At 41.6% G+C, this 14,191-nt stretch carries 13 protein-coding genes and 1 pseudogene; 11 read left to right on the top strand and 3 right to left on the bottom strand.

Annotation, left to right across the window (positions count from 1 at the left end; genetic code table 11):
• Positions 1-25 precede the first annotated feature (25 nt).
• The 3 genes and pseudogenes from J7E85_RS35225 to gshAB all read left to right on the top strand — a co-directional run.
• Positions 26-190: pseudogene (locus J7E85_RS35225) on the top strand (IS30 family transposase); the annotation flags it as partial.
• A gap of 42 nt (positions 191-232) precedes the next feature.
• Complete coding sequence (locus J7E85_RS32980) at positions 233-1,588, top strand: MATE family efflux transporter (protein WP_215164177.1); 1,356 nt, start codon at positions 233-235, stop codon at positions 1,586-1,588.
• 15 nt (positions 1,589-1,603) lie between these two features.
• A complete protein-coding gene (gene gshAB, locus J7E85_RS32985; RefSeq protein ID WP_215164178.1) occupies positions 1,604-3,931 on the top strand; it encodes a bifunctional glutamate--cysteine ligase GshA/glutathione synthetase GshB in 2,328 nt (775 codons plus the stop codon).
• A 483-nt stretch (positions 3,932-4,414) separates the two neighbouring features.
• Here the strand turns inward: gshAB and J7E85_RS32990 are convergent, their stop codons facing one another.
• Positions 4,415-5,266, bottom strand: a complete 852-nt coding sequence (locus J7E85_RS32990; RefSeq protein ID WP_215164179.1) for an aldo/keto reductase — start codon at positions 5,264-5,266, stop codon at positions 4,415-4,417.
• A gap of 173 nt (positions 5,267-5,439) precedes the next feature.
• Between J7E85_RS32990 and J7E85_RS32995 the strand changes: the two genes are divergently transcribed.
• The 4 genes from J7E85_RS32995 to J7E85_RS33010 all read left to right on the top strand — a co-directional run bounded on the left by J7E85_RS32995 (position 5,440) and on the right by J7E85_RS33010 (position 8,706).
• Positions 5,440-5,889 (top strand): MerR family transcriptional regulator, encoded by a 450-nt coding sequence (locus J7E85_RS32995; protein WP_215164180.1) that lies wholly within the window; start codon positions 5,440-5,442, stop codon positions 5,887-5,889.
• Positions 5,890-6,147: 258 nt separating this feature from the next.
• Positions 6,148-6,876, top strand: a complete 729-nt coding sequence (locus J7E85_RS33000) for a hypothetical protein (protein WP_215164181.1) — start codon at positions 6,148-6,150, stop codon at positions 6,874-6,876.
• A 508-nt stretch (positions 6,877-7,384) separates the two neighbouring features.
• Complete coding sequence (locus J7E85_RS33005; RefSeq protein ID WP_215164182.1) at positions 7,385-8,062, top strand: YdcF family protein; 678 nt, start codon at positions 7,385-7,387, stop codon at positions 8,060-8,062.
• A gap of 182 nt (positions 8,063-8,244) precedes the next feature.
• Positions 8,245-8,706: an NUDIX hydrolase gene (locus J7E85_RS33010; RefSeq protein WP_215164183.1), complete on the top strand. Its 462-nt coding sequence runs from the start codon at positions 8,245-8,247 to the stop codon at positions 8,704-8,706.
• Positions 8,707-8,991: 285 nt separating this feature from the next.
• On the opposite strand, the gene J7E85_RS33015 is transcribed toward J7E85_RS33010, so the two are convergent.
• Entirely contained in the window at positions 8,992-9,735 is a 744-nt protein-coding gene (locus J7E85_RS33015) for a TrmH family RNA methyltransferase (RefSeq protein WP_215164184.1), read from the bottom strand.
• A 582-nt stretch (positions 9,736-10,317) separates the two neighbouring features.
• Here J7E85_RS33015 and J7E85_RS33020 point away from each other — a divergent pair.
• On the top strand, positions 10,318-10,677 hold the full coding sequence (locus J7E85_RS33020) for a ParB N-terminal domain-containing protein (RefSeq protein ID WP_215164185.1): 360 nt from the start codon (positions 10,318-10,320) through the stop codon (positions 10,675-10,677).
• Between the two features lie 245 nt (positions 10,678-10,922).
• On the opposite strand, the gene J7E85_RS33025 is transcribed toward J7E85_RS33020, so the two are convergent.
• Positions 10,923-12,040 (bottom strand): IS3 family transposase gene (locus J7E85_RS33025; protein ID WP_215164186.1). Its coding sequence is split into 2 segments (ribosomal slippage): positions 10,923-11,794 and positions 11,794-12,040, totalling 1,119 coding nucleotides; the frame shifts between segments, so codons are not numbered across the junction.
• A 285-nt stretch (positions 12,041-12,325) separates the two neighbouring features.
• Here J7E85_RS33025 and J7E85_RS33030 point away from each other — a divergent pair.
• The 3 genes from J7E85_RS33030 to J7E85_RS33040 all read left to right on the top strand — a co-directional run bounded on the left by J7E85_RS33030 (position 12,326) and on the right by J7E85_RS33040 (position 14,142).
• Positions 12,326-13,258 (top strand): pPIWI-associating nuclease domain-containing protein, encoded by a 933-nt coding sequence (locus tag J7E85_RS33030; RefSeq protein WP_215164187.1) that lies wholly within the window; start codon positions 12,326-12,328, stop codon positions 13,256-13,258.
• A gap of 182 nt (positions 13,259-13,440) precedes the next feature.
• Positions 13,441-13,782 (top strand): hypothetical protein, encoded by a 342-nt coding sequence (locus tag J7E85_RS33035; RefSeq protein WP_215164188.1) that lies wholly within the window; start codon positions 13,441-13,443, stop codon positions 13,780-13,782.
• A 6-nt stretch (positions 13,783-13,788) separates the two neighbouring features.
• On the top strand, positions 13,789-14,142 hold the full coding sequence (locus J7E85_RS33040) for a hypothetical protein (protein ID WP_215164189.1): 354 nt from the start codon (positions 13,789-13,791) through the stop codon (positions 14,140-14,142).
• Positions 14,143-14,191 lie beyond the last annotated feature (49 nt).

The raw sequence follows: 14,191 nt of genomic DNA on the forward strand, positions 1-14,191 counted from the left end.
GATGCGAGGTGTCAAGGAAAAGTAGGATGGACTTCTTCGGGAATTTTTCCCTAAAGGTAAGGATTTTGCTGAGGTCACTGACAAGGATTTGGCACATGCCGTCTACCTTATCAACCACCGACCTAGGAAATGTCTTGGCTGGAAATCTGCTCACGAATCTTTTATGGATGCTCTGTCGCACTTAGCTTGACAATCCGTCATTAACATAAGAGCAAGAAGGAGCAATTAGATCATGCAGGGCACCAATGATTTGACCCAAGGTCCTATTATGTCTACTTTAATGAAATTGACGATTCCCATCATTGCAACCAATTTGATATCTACCACCTACGGTCTTGTGGATATGATTTGGGTTGGAGGGCTAGGAAGCGGTCCGGTTGCTGCAATTGGCACAGCAAGCTTCTTCATTAATTTAGCGATTGCGTTATCGACCATGATAACGATTGGTACTGGCATCAAGGTCTCACATTGTATGGGAGCCGGTCAGGGAGAACAAGCTAAGTCTTATATAAAAAACGGATTTATCATGTCTATGGTATTAGGGCTGCTCTACATGGTTTTGATCATATTGACCCAGGATCAGCTGATCGGTTTCTTCGATCTGGGAAGTGAAAAAGTTGAGCATATGGCGAAGCAATTTCTATTGATTTCGATAGTAGGTACCCTATTTTCAATTCTGAACACCTTATATGCGACCGTTTTGAATGCAATGGGAAACAGTAAACAACCATTTTATATTTTTTCAATGGGTCTCATTTTAAATATTATTCTTGATCCATTTTTAATATATGGAGTCGGCAGTTTTGAAGGCTTAGGAGTTGCAGGGGCCGCTATTGCTACACTAACGGCTAATGTATTAGTGACTTTGCTGTTTATCATTAAAACGAAAAACTTAGAAATGATCTCTAAGCAATCGGTATGGAACAGCCGTCTCATGAAAGAAGTCATCCGATTGGGCGTTCCGATCACGATTCAACGGGTCACCTTTACGATCATTTCGATCATTATTGCTAAAATTATTGTAAGGTGGGGGGCTGATGCCATTGCGGTTCAAAAGGTTGGCATTCAAATTGAATCGATTTCCTATATGACGATCGGTGGTCTACAAGGGGCTATCGCGGCCTTTTTTGGACAAAATTACGGAGCACGCCAATGGGATCGAATTCGGCAGGGTTATCGAAAAGCGTTGCTGTTGACCTCCATATTTGGTACTTTCATTTCGCTTGTATTCATTTTATTTCCTCAGCAACTCTTTTCGCTGTTTCTATCTGATGATACGAGTATGAAGCTCGGAGAAGATTATATGCGAATTATCGGCTTCTCCCAATTGTTCATGTGTATGGAACTGATGACCGTAGGTGCGTTTAACGGTATTGGTAAAACACATATTCCGCCGATTTTTAGCATTTTGTTTACTGCGTTAAGGATCCCCTTGGCTTTGCTCTTATCTGAACCGTTTGGTTTAAATGGGGTGTGGATGGCGATTGCGCTAAGTAGTGTTTTTAAGGGTATCATTTTGGTCATCTGGTTTAGAAAGTCTATGCGCAGTATCTATAAATCGCTGCAATTTCTTAATGAACAAGGATAAAGGACGGTCATAAACATGAATTTGTTGAATCGTGAACTTATACAGGTTGTAATAGACCATGCACTTCAAAATGATCTACTTCGAGGTCATTTCGGTTTAGAAAAAGAAAATGTACGGGTCGATCAAGATGGAAAACTTGCACTGACACCTCACCCGAAGGCTTTTGGAAGCAAGACGGAAAACCCTTATATTCAAACTGATTTCTCAGAGAGTCAAATCGAGATGATAACTCCCACCTTTGAGTCGATTGAAGAAACTTATGATTTCATGGAAGCTTTACAAGACATCGTTTCTGCCGAATTGGAAGGAGAGTATTTGTGGCCTAGCAGCAATCCTCCCATGCTTCCCGAAGAGAACGAAATACCTATTGCCAAAATGAGCGATCCCATAGCGGACGACTATCGAAGTGTATTAGCGGATAAGTATGGTCGTAAAAGACAATTGTTAAGCGGAATTCATTATAATTTCTCGTTTGATGAGAAATTTCTTACAAAACTATATGATACCCAGGTGCGGCACAAAGACTTTAAGGAGTTCAAAGATGCGATTTATTTTAAAGTAGCCCGTAACTTGATGAGGTATCGATGGCTGCTCATCTATCTAACAGGAGCAAGTCCTGTTTTTGATAATACCTATATTGAGCAATGTGTTAACTTGGCGGATTCCCATGATAATAAAAGTTATTATTTTCCGATTATGAACTCACTTCGGAACAGTATGTGTGGCTATCGGAACGAAAAATCGTATTATGTTTCTTTTAATTCGGCCAAAGAGTATGTTCATGACTTAAACAGGCTGATTCAACAGAATGAATTACTGAGCGTAAAGGAATTTTACAACCCCGTTCGCATAAAAACCGCTAAGGGGATCAATCCGTGCCAAGAGCTTGTGGAAGATGGAGTAGCATACTTAGAGCTTCGATTTATGGATATTAATCCACTTCATAAGATTGGAATAAGTAAAGAAATGATGCACTTTATACATTTGTTTATTCTCTTTATGCTGCTTAAAGTAGATGAATCCTTCCATGAGGAAGACCAAAGGATAGCTGATGTAAACCAAGATCAGGTGATTATGGAGGGTATAAAAGGCTATTTAAACGAGCCTGAATATAGTCAGTTCACGATGGAGGAAATGGCACTCGCTGTTATCGATGAGATGAAGGATATGGTGCAGCTTTTGTTTCCTAAGAATGAGAATTATCAGCACATTCTGGACAGTGAAAAGCAAAAGATTCTTCATACTGAGTTGAATGTTGCATCTAGGGTGAAGTCCGAGATTCAAAAATCATCCTATCTCACATACCATTTGGAAAAAGCGAAAACATACGCTCAGAACAGTATTCAAAATGGATACCGTTTTGCAGGGTATGAGGATCTCGAATTATCAACCCAACTTCTCTTAAAGGCAGCGGTGAAACGAGGCATACGCTTTAAGTGGATGGATCGGGATGAGAATTTTGTATTACTATCAAAAGGTACTCATCAAGAGTATGTGAAGCAAGCAACGAAAACTTCCTTGGACTCCTATAGTACGGTGTTAATTATGGAAAATAAGGTGGTTACGAAAGAAGTTCTCAAACAACATGGAATTCGTGTACCGTCAGGGGAAGCGTTTCAGAGCTTGGATGAAGCAATGTCCACCTATGAAACCTATCGCGGTACTCCCATTGTGATTAAGCCCAAATCAACCAATTTTGGACTCGGCATTACGATCTTCAATCAAGATTATTCGAGAGAGGATATGAAAAAAGCGTTCGAAATAGCCTTTTCTCACGATCAAACGGTGCTTCTTGAGGAATTTATGACAGGAAAGGAATATCGCTTTCTGGTCATGGGGGATCAGGTTGTAGGGGTACTGCATCGTGTCCCTGCAAATGTCGTCGGTGACGGTATCCACACGATCGAACAGCTTGTTCATGAGAAGAATACAGACCCACTTCGAGGTAAAGGGTATAAGACTCCCCTTGAGAAAATTCAGTTAGGGGAAGCAGAAGAGATGTTTTTAAAGAACCATGCTATGGGTTGGAACGATATACCCCAATTAGGGGAAGTTATCTATCTGAGAGAAAATTCAAATATTAGTACGGGAGGAGACAGTATCGATTTTACGGATGAAATGCCAAACAGCTATAAGGAACTTGCTATTCAATCAGCTAAAGCTGCAGGAGCGACCATATGTGGTGTGGATATAATGATTGATTCATTAGAGGAAGAAGCAACCGATACCAATTACAGCATTATAGAAATCAACTTTAATCCAGCGATTCATATCCACTGCTACCCTTATATCGGAAAGAATAGAAAGGCAAATGAAAAGATTCTGGATTTATTGTTTGGTTAGTTCGATTACGCCTATGTAAGTTGATTCCATCGGGGAATGTGTCGCAGGAAACCAGGATGCTTAGACAAATCAATGAATTGAATTGTGATTGACACAAGGTGATGATGAAAGAAGGGCGGGGGGAGACCTGCCCCCCAAGATAGGGCGGGATTCGGATATATAATTTGCTGATATAAGCGATAATGCTGGACAGTCAAAAGTTCTTGTCGAAAAATAATTGCGATCTTCTGATATCCAAGGTTCCTCATATTCTGTGAAAATAGAGTTGTAGACTGGAGGTGGGCGTTAAGCTAACGGGCAGGATAGTTCAGGAGATCTCGGTGCTTCTGTGTGTTACCTGCTTAGATAGATTTCGTTACACTAGTAGCTGCAGTTTTGCTATTCTTAGAATTTGCAATTCAAGTAAAAAAAAGGACAGGGGTGCCCTGTCCTTTCTTAATAGATGAGTGTAAACGCGTGATGAGTTTACGGTTCGATCAAGGTTTACAGATCGACTTTCAAGGTGCCCAGCATCTTGGCGAATTTCGGATCGTGGTAGGATAAGAAAAGACTTTCCCGTGTATCGAGGGTGGCAATCTGTTGCATATCGTCTGCGCTCAACTCAAAATCGAAAATGTCGAAGTTTTCGACGATCCGCTCTTTTCTCACCGATTTTGGAATAACAACGACTTCACGCTGAACAAGCCAGCGCAGCACGACCTGGGCGACGGACTTGTTGTGTTTTTCTGCTATCGAGGCCAGCACTTCGTTGCCGAACATGTTGCCCTTTCCTTCAGCGAACGGCGCCCACGACTGGTGCTGCACTCCCTGCTCTTTCATAAAAGCGGCACTCTCGATCTGCTGGTAGAACGGGTGCGTTTCAACCTGGTTGACGGCAGGTACGATTTCGTTATGCACGATGAGGTCCATCAGACGGTCGGGCAGGAAGTTGCTGACACCGATCGCCTTGATCTTGCCTTCGCGGTATAGGTCTTCCATCGCACGCCAAGCGCCATAGTAATCGCCGAACGGCTGGTGTATAAGGTATAGATCGAGATAGTCGAGCTGTAGCTTCTTCAAGGATTTGGCAAACGCCAGCTTGGCACTCTCGTATCCGGCATCTTGAACCCAGAGCTTGGTCGTGATGAACAGCTCCTCACGTGGTACGCCGCTGCGCTTGATCGCGCGTCCGACCGCTTCCTCGTTCAGATAACCGGCGGCGGTGTCGATCAGGCGGTAACCGGCCATCAGCGCTTCATATACCGCGTTCTCGCATTCTTCAGCATCGGGAACCTGGTAGACACCGAAGCCGATAATCGGCATTTTCACTCCGTTGTTCAATGTTACGTTTTGCATTTTAACTCCTCCTAGTATTTAAATGTATAATAGCAAACGGCGCGTATCCCGGGAATCGGGCACTGCAGCGGTAATTCCACTTACGGCTGAATTGCATTACAATAAGCTTAGAACCTTCGTGCTACACGAAGTCAAGCCGTCTTCACAACTTTATTATTCAAGGAGGATTTGACATGTATACGGTTAAAGAAGCCTCCCAGATAACGGGACTCACCCAGCACGCCGTGCGCTTTTACACGGATAAAGGCCTGGTGCCAAGCGTACAGCGTAATCAAAACAACATTCGGATGTTCGACGACGAATCAATCAACTGGCTGCATGGCGTGAAATGCCTCAAGCAATCCGGGATGCCGATTGAATTCATTAAAAAGTATATCGATCTCTGTCTCGAAGGGGATTCGACCATTCCGCAACGCTTCGCACTTATGATGGAGCATAAAGAAGCGGCGCTCGTTCAGCTTGAAGAAGCCAAACGGCACGTTGCCCATTTAGAACAAAAAACCGACCTATATCAGGCCATTCTGGAGCACCGCACTCCAGACACGACCAATCCCGGTAACTGGGACAAAATTCAGCATATGCATGCTGACGTATTTTACTCGCCCTCTGTTCGGAAGGCGTGAGACATATTTTGAGCACATCAACCGTTTTGGGGAAAATCTTCGGTTTAAAACTCTTGATTGGCTTGCAATGAACAAGATTCACATCAATCTAGATTGAACTAACGGGAAACGATAAGTCAATAAAAACAAGAAGGCAGCAGATCAATGAGATCGGCTGCTTTTGTTCAACTAACGGGCAGATTACGCTAAAGGAATACCATTATTTTTCTTAGGGAAGATTAATGTCTGGGGTTAGAAAGTAAAAAGGTGGGGGTTAAGTTGAGGTTCATTTATATCGTGCTAATCATTGCTACGGTGACTAATACTCAGACTTCTTTTTGTTATGGAGTTGGAGAGGAATCAAAAGGAACAGTTGCGAAGAAAGTGCACGCCATTGTTGCTGAAGCGCAACCATCACAGACACAAGATAAGGAACTTTTAAAACGCTTAGAAAAATTGGAACCTCTTACACCAACAAATATTCAAACTCCATTTTTTCAAAGTCCATTTCCATCAATGATGCAATCAACGAAGGAAGTAATTCGTACAGGCTTCCAATTGCCCTTTAGGCAAATCTTGAATGAACCACAATGGCAAAGACCGTTATATATGGAACAATGGCACAGCACATATTCCGGAGGGCGTTGGTCATACATACCTGTAAGATTGTTTTATGCGCAGCATAGGATTTTTACAACGTCTGCGGTAGGGTTATCTAACATGTATGATTTTTTGCATAACTTAGGGCTAAGTGACCTGAATGTTGAACAGAAAGGGGCAACTCAAGAGGAGCGAGTAAATGAGGTGGTTGTTGTTGTGATGCAAGCTAAGATCGAGCGAGTTATGACAAAGGGAAATCAAGTAGTGATTACAGCCATACCACAACGAACGGGTGTACAAGCAATTACTGTAAATAGATTGAACATGAAGCTCAATAGCGTTTATGAGTCGATTATTTTCCAGTTAGTTACGCTTGATGGAGATGAAATTGATTACTCTATTTATTAAGCTTAGGACACATTTTGATATAACTTACTCTCTTCAGGAATAAAAAGATTACGAGAATTTGATAAACGCCAATTTGAGTTAAACTAACGGGAAACTTTAGTTCAATAAATAAAAGAGGGCAGCCGGTCAACACGATCGGCTGCTTTTCGTTAACTTAACGGGCAGATTTGCTCAATGAATGAAACTACGGGGAACGAGGTGGAGAATGGATGTAGATGTACGTTGTTCTTTTGTCGGAGGACAAGAACATACATGCATAAGAAGTCACGGAACATCGTTAGCCGAAATGGATAAGAACTTATATTCATAGCCGATTAGATGAGTGTCTAATGTTTTCAATATCGGAAGCGTGTTAAGCTAACGGGCTGGAAAGCTAAGGATATATTAACGGCTTGTCCTCGAGAACCGTCCTTACTCGACTAAAGGGCAGTTATATATAAAATTGTAAGTACTTAATTAGGTTCGACGCATATATTTGAATAGTGATTTGAATTAAGGAGGGTGTCATATGCAACCTGAAATACCTAAAGATCCTATAGTTCCTGAATTAACTGAAGTACAGATAAACGAATTAACTGATATCGTTTTCTTATCTAAGGAAATATTACCTTGCGATGCTATTTTTGTTTTCGGGGGTACTCATCCTGGGCATTGGGAAGCGACGATTGACGCTTATAATAAAGGCATGGGCAGAATTATTATTGTCACAGGAGGAGTCAGCCCTACAGGAATTAAGCATGAGAATTGGTCAGACAAAACTGTACCCGAAGCGCATATCATTGTTAATAAATTAACTGAGGCAGGTATTCCTTTAAATGTAATTGTGTATGAAGATCGCTCAAGGAACACTTTAGAGAATGTGTTATTCGCTAAAGAAGTATTTGATTTCAATAGTATCGAGTCCCTTTTATTTGTTTGCAAATCTCATGGTGCGGGAAGGCAATATCGTACATTGGCGAAGTATTTGCCTCAAAAAATTAATTATTTTTCATATGGCTTTGATTCCAGCTATAATGGTCAAACGATAAATAGAGAACACTGGATGCAAAGTTCAATAGGTCGTTCTAGAGTATTTGGAGAGTATTTGAGAATCTGTTTTTACGGAGACCGTGGAGACTTACTTCGCTTAGATAAGAAAGTGGAGGGACTTTCTTATCCCATGGAGACTATACTACGGGAACGCTAGTCTAACGGACCGGCTGCCATGTCTTCGGCAGGCGATTCAAATAACGGGGAACGCTAGCTCGATAAAGAAAATACGGCAGCCGGTAAACATGATCGGCTGCTTTTTCATAAGCTAACCGGCAGGATAGCATAGCTTGGATGAAGAAGGGTTATCAGGAGGTTTTTTAATAGGAGGAGATATAATTGGGATATGTTGAAGAGCTCAGGGCTGTTGTCGGAACCAGACCGTTAATTTTTGTGGGATCAGTCGTTATATTAAAGAACGAATGTAATCAGATTCTGCTCCAAAAAAGAAAATATCCTGTAGGTTCATGGGCAATACCTGGTGGATTAATGGAGTTAGGGGAATCAATTGAGGAAACTGCAAAAAGAGAAATAAAAGAGGAAACCAACTTATCTATCGACAATTTAAAACTAATTAATGTCTACTCAGGTCAAGATCATTACATTAAGCAACCGAATGGCGATGAATTCTATGTTGTTGTCAATGCTTTCTTTGCTGAGTATTTTGAAGGGGAGTTGATTGTTAACCGTTCTGAATCATTAGAATTCGAGTTCATTGATTTAAATGAAATTCCTGATAATCTTGCAAAGAGTCATAAGCCTATTATTAGAGACTTTATTAACAGTTTTATACTAAAATAACATACTGTTGTTCAACTAACGGGAAACTATAGTTCAACACTGAGAGGGGCTGTCGTTAGGCAGTCTTTCGTTACGCTAACGGGCAGTTTAGTAACCAGCAAGAGGGAGTTGAGCCTTGAGTTCATGAGCGCTAAGACCATGGAAGGCGTGAAACCCTTTGAAGTGCAACTCCGATGTAATGGGATTGAGATCGGCCCGGTTTGATGAAGGGAGATTTGGAAAGTAAAGAAGAGGGCTTCCGCCCTCCGATGAAGCTTCAAAATCTTATATACGAGAGAATGTTAGTCAGATGAGCTTGTTTTTTGACGCGAATAAATAGGCGCCGATACCAGCGGCAATGGATAGATTCAGGGAATCCACGTCTGGGGTCTGTGCTATTTTCAAGCCAGTTCCCACATGGCTAAATATTTCTTCGTCAAGACCTGCAGCTTCATTTCCGAAAACAAGGGTAAACAGCTCCGTTACGGGACAGGTCTCGGGTGTCAGTGTGGTTGCAGCACGAAGCATGAAAGAAAACAGGTCGTGCCGACCGAACTGGCTGCGATATGACTCGAAGCTGGGAAAGGAACAACATTGAATCCGGAATAATGCCCCCATAGAGGCGCGGATGGTTTTGGGATGAAAATGATCTGCTCCGGGAGTAACGATCCCGAGATTGCCAAATCCCAAACCTGCGGTTATCCGGATAATGGTGCCGAGATTGCCCATATCCCCAGGATGGACGAGGAGAATATGAGGTTTATCGGAAGCAAGCCTATCTGAATATTTGGAAAACACCCCAAACACGAAGCAATTTTCTTTCCGATCGACCTTGGCAAAAGCCTTATCCTGCTGGACAACTGGAATATGCTGCTGCTGGCAGAGGGTTTCAAGTACACTGCGATCCCGATATGCAGAATGGATATAAACGACTTCTACGATCTCCGGCCGTGCCTGAATCATTTCAATAGTGGCATATGCGCCAAGGGTATAGCTATAGTCCTGCTCTTTACGATATTGCTTTAATGAGAAATTTGTCATGCTTGTCATCGAAACCCGCTCCTTTATGAATTAATTTCATATAGGATGCAAAGTCTCTGGACCAACAGACCTAACTCAGGATGCCAATCTATTAGCTCCACACAAGGTTCAGGGTCTGTTTGCCCTTAAGACTTTGCGTGGAGCAGGTCGAGTGTTACACCAAAATGAATAGCCAAAGGATTCACCCTCTTTCTTAGTTTGCCTGATATTATTATATCACTATCGCAACTTAAGCAACTAATTAGAGGCAGGATGCTTCGATAAAGTAAAGGGTTATCGAAAATTTGTTTCGTCCGAAGAGGTGGCTGTCCGTTCTCTAGCAGCCGCTTGTTGAGCTAACGGGAAACGATAGCTCTATAAAACAAAGGAGGCAGCCGACCAACCTGATCGGCTGCCTTTGTTCAACTAACGGGCAGGATATTTCAATAATTTCGCGAATATATATGGGGTTTTTACGAAGTTAGTAGATAAGACGTTATACGACAGAACGAAGAAAATAATCAGTGAGGTAAAACTATGACAATATTTACTTTAAAAGCAGCAAATGAATAGGCTCTAAACGGTGATATTGAGACCTGGGTTCATCTTTTCTTGAACGGAGAGGGAGACAATATTGGTTTATCAGAAGGTTTAAAAAACCATAAGAGACATTGGGTTGGTCCTATAGAAATCGAATTATCATCTTTAGAAAGAGTGGTTGGACCTGAATTACACATGGAGTATATCGAGAATGAAGAATGGTGGGACTATAACATAAATCAAATATGTAAACGTATAGAAGGTGGATGGGATATGCCACCATTGATTGCCGAAAATAGGAATGGAGTTCTGAGTGTACGTGATGGAAATCATAGGTTTGGCGCACTTGAAAGACTTAAGAGAGATAAGTGTCATGTAATTGTTTGGGATGACTGTAGTGTTGAGAACATAATGAAAGTAATTCGTAAGTAACTCAAAGTTCCGTCGTATAAACCAATATCATGCTTAAATAACTATCGGGGACAAGAACATAGTCGCATTGAAAGTCGCTAAAATAGCGGATTTTTTATTTTATCGGTACAAGTTCTTGTCCAGCGTTTTATAAAACTAACGGGCAGGATAGCGCGAATCCTAAATATTGAAAGTGTAAATCCTTCCATTAAACCTTACGGGTGAGCGTTATAAGGAGAGTCACCATATGGACTGTCAACAGTAAATCAGACAACTTTTTTAAGGGCCTCTGCTTTGTACTGAACTGGCGTCATGTAGCCTAGTGTGCCATGAATGCGATGTTTATTAAACCAGTTCACATAATCATATAATTCTAGTTTGAGATGATGAAGACTCTGGAAATTCATCTGATTGACGAATTCTGTTTTCATCACTTTGTAAGTAGCTTCAGCAACGGCATTGTCGTAGGGGCAACCTTTCATACTCAGGGAGCGACCAATGTTGAACGTCTCAAGTAGATCGTCCATGGTCTGATTCTTAAACTCGCTTCCACGATCCGTATGAAACCACTGAATGTCGCTCAAATCGCCTTCTACTGTGGCAAAGGCATGGGAAACCAGAGCAGCGTCCTTGTGTGGACCTGCACTGTGGCCAATGATTTCTCGGTTAAATAAATCGATCAGCACGCAAATGTAATGCCACTTGTGCTGGACTTTGACATAAGTGAGATCGCTGACGACGAAGCGTTTAGCTTCAGTTTGATCGAACTCACGTTTTAACTCATTCGCCGTTGTAGCTTCGTTACAAGCAGTCTTATGCGGCTTATACTGTGCTATTGTGTACGTGGACACCAGACCCTGCTCTTTCATAATCCTTCCGATTCGACGTCTTGAAACCGTATAGCCTTGTTCCTGAAGTTTGACCTTCAATTTGCGCGTTCCATACGCTTTTCGATTGGTATGAAAGATTTCTACGATAGCCGTAGTTTCTTCCTCTTCGATGTCTTTTTCTTTCGCTTCATAATAGAACGTGCTTCTACCGATTTGCAGGACTTTGCACATTGCTGATACCGAGTATTTATCACTGTTTTGCTTAATGATCTTTACTTTCGTCCCATGATCAGCGCGGCTTGCTTTAAAATATCATTCTCCATTTCAAGCCGCTGAACTCGTTTACGAAGAGTGATGAGCTCATTCTCTTCAGCGGTTCGGTTATCTTTTTCGGAAAACGAACCTGAGGTTTGAGCTTGTTTTATCCACCGATCGAATGCAGATGGGCTAAGCTCATACTCTCTCGCGATGTCTGCTCTTGATTTTCCGTTTTCATATAACTGAACCATTTGTCTTTTGAACTCTGCTGTAAATGTACGTCTTTGTTTTGGCATAGTAGATCCGCTCCTAGTATTATTCTTTTCATTCTACTAGCCCTTATTTTTTCTGTCCAACTTAGTGTAGACGATCCAACTTCGTAATCGTTGAATTTCTAGGCGATATGTACAAGACTTGAAATACCAAATATCCGGGAAATTTTCGGGTAAGATTTTCACTTTAATTAATGGAACGAATTTTTATTTTTCCCACACGAGTAGTTCAGAATAAAAGACGGCAAGAAGAATACAGGGCGGGATATAAAAAATAAGGAATACAATTGAAAAAGGTGGGTCATAGACATGCGACAAATGCCGAGACATGTCATTCAAAACTATCTAAAGAGTGCAATGGAAGTTGATGCGTTTACGGCATCGCTCGATGCACTGTCATCTGAAACAAATCCATTACGCTACGCTTTCTTCTCGTTAGGGATTAGGGAACTGGTTAATCACGTCATTGATCGTTTAGCTCCTACTTCAAGTGTCGTTCTTTGTGGATGGTGGGATGACAACAATGGCAAAAGAACGACACCTAAACGAACGGAAAAAATGCAGTATGCGATTCGCGGGGGACTCTCGGATGAATTCGTGACCGACGAGCTTAAACTAGACCTCTCATTTATCACAGACAGAACACAACAGGCGGTAGACGAACTCAGCAATTACGTTCACTACAATGAAAGCACGTTTAACGTGTCTCATCTTACCGGGAGCAAGCTCGTGGAGGATACGTTATCTGCTGTACAAAGATTCTTTGAGGACATTGAAGAACTGAAAGATATGGTTTCTGAAGCGCTGGAAGTATCTCTGCATGAAGCAATCTCGTCTGCCACAATTGAAGACGTATTGGTTGAAGTAGATATCTTGTCTACACATTATCTTGTCGAAGGAAGCGATATTTTGGACATCACTGTGGGGTCAATTGATCATCAACTTATCGATGTCCAAGTAAGTGGTTATGTTTATATCGAGCATCAGTATGGCTCCGACGGTGACTTTAGGCGGGGAGATGGCGTTCGAATCGAAAGTTCCTACCCATACGTTGTTAATCTTCAACTTGATGTCAACGAACCGCTAGAAATCACTATCGAAACCGATGATATTATTATCAATACTGATAGTTTTTATGGCGATGAAGAAGACGAGGACTTGGAAGATTGTTCCGTCGATGAGATGGAGGAATCCATTAAGAAAGATGATAAAGGAGACTTTGATCCGACTCAGTATTTTTGATAAAGCATGGAACAGTCTCATTACGCTAACGGGAAACGTTAGCTCAATCAAAAATAAGAAGGCAGCCTGTCATTGTGATCGGCTGCCTTTGTTCAACTATCGAGCAGTTTACACAAATGAATACTATTTTTTGTATTAGGAAATATTGATGCCGTAGGTAAGAAAGCTAAGGAGGGATTCATTTGAGATTTATACTTAGCGCGGTTATCATTGCCATGGTTACTTATATACACGGAATTGGAGATGAACCAAAGCAAGTGCTCACCGCCGCTTTTGCTGAAGCGCAGCCATCACTAACACAGGATAAGGAACTTTTGAGACGCTTAGAAAAATTAGAGCCTCCTACACCAACAGACATTCAAACTCCATTTTTTCAGCGTCCATTCCCGTCAATGATGAAAACAACAAAAGATGTGATGCATAGAGGCGTTATACTGCCGTTTAGGCTTATATTGAATGATTCACAGTGGCAAAAACCGTTATATAAAGAGCAATGGCACAGTACATATTCAGGAGGACGTTAGGCGTATATGCCTTTAAGATTGTTCTATGCTCAGCACAGGCTATTTACAACGTCTGCGGTGGGGTTGTCGAACTTGTATGATTTCTTGCATAACTTAGGTTTAAGTGACCTTAATGTTGAGCAAAAAGGTGCAACTCAAGTGGAGCGAGTAAATGAGGTAGTCGCCGTTGTAATGCAAGCTAAGATAGTTAGCGTTGTGACAAAAGGGAATCAAGTAGTCATCGTTGCCAGACCGCAGCGAACAGGTGTACAAGCAATTACAATAAATAAATTGAACATGAAGCTCGATAATGAAGATGAAGCCATTCTTTTTCAATTAGTTACACCAGATGGGGATGAAATTGATTATTCTATTTATTAAAATAAAAGTTCATTAAGCTAACGGGAAACGTTAGCATTCCTGTAGAGCG

This window comes from Paenibacillus sp. ISL-20 (genome assembly GCF_018613005.1).
Taxonomy (GTDB): domain Bacteria; phylum Bacillota; class Bacilli; order Paenibacillales; family Paenibacillaceae; genus Paenibacillus_AQ.

Bases quoted from the DNA above. Each gene is read 5' to 3' on its own strand.
- J7E85_RS32980 (WP_215164177.1), top strand. From the start codon at position 233: ATGCAGGGCACCAATGATTTGACCCAAGGTCCTATTATGTCTACTTTA.
- gshAB (WP_215164178.1), top strand. From the start codon at position 1,604: ATGAATTTGTTGAATCGTGAACTTATACAGGTTGTAATAGACCATGCA.
- J7E85_RS32990 (WP_215164179.1), bottom strand. From the start codon at position 5,266: ATGCAAAACGTAACATTGAACAACGGAGTGAAAATGCCGATTATCGGC.
- J7E85_RS32995 (WP_215164180.1), top strand. From the start codon at position 5,440: ATGTATACGGTTAAAGAAGCCTCCCAGATAACGGGACTCACCCAGCAC.
- J7E85_RS33005 (WP_215164182.1), top strand. From the start codon at position 7,385: ATGCAACCTGAAATACCTAAAGATCCTATAGTTCCTGAATTAACTGAA.
- J7E85_RS33015 (WP_215164184.1), bottom strand. From the start codon at position 9,735: ATGACAAGCATGACAAATTTCTCATTAAAGCAATATCGTAAAGAGCAG.
- J7E85_RS33030 (WP_215164187.1), top strand. From the start codon at position 12,326: ATGCGACAAATGCCGAGACATGTCATTCAAAACTATCTAAAGAGTGCA.
- J7E85_RS33040 (WP_215164189.1), top strand. From the start codon at position 13,789: ATGCCTTTAAGATTGTTCTATGCTCAGCACAGGCTATTTACAACGTCT.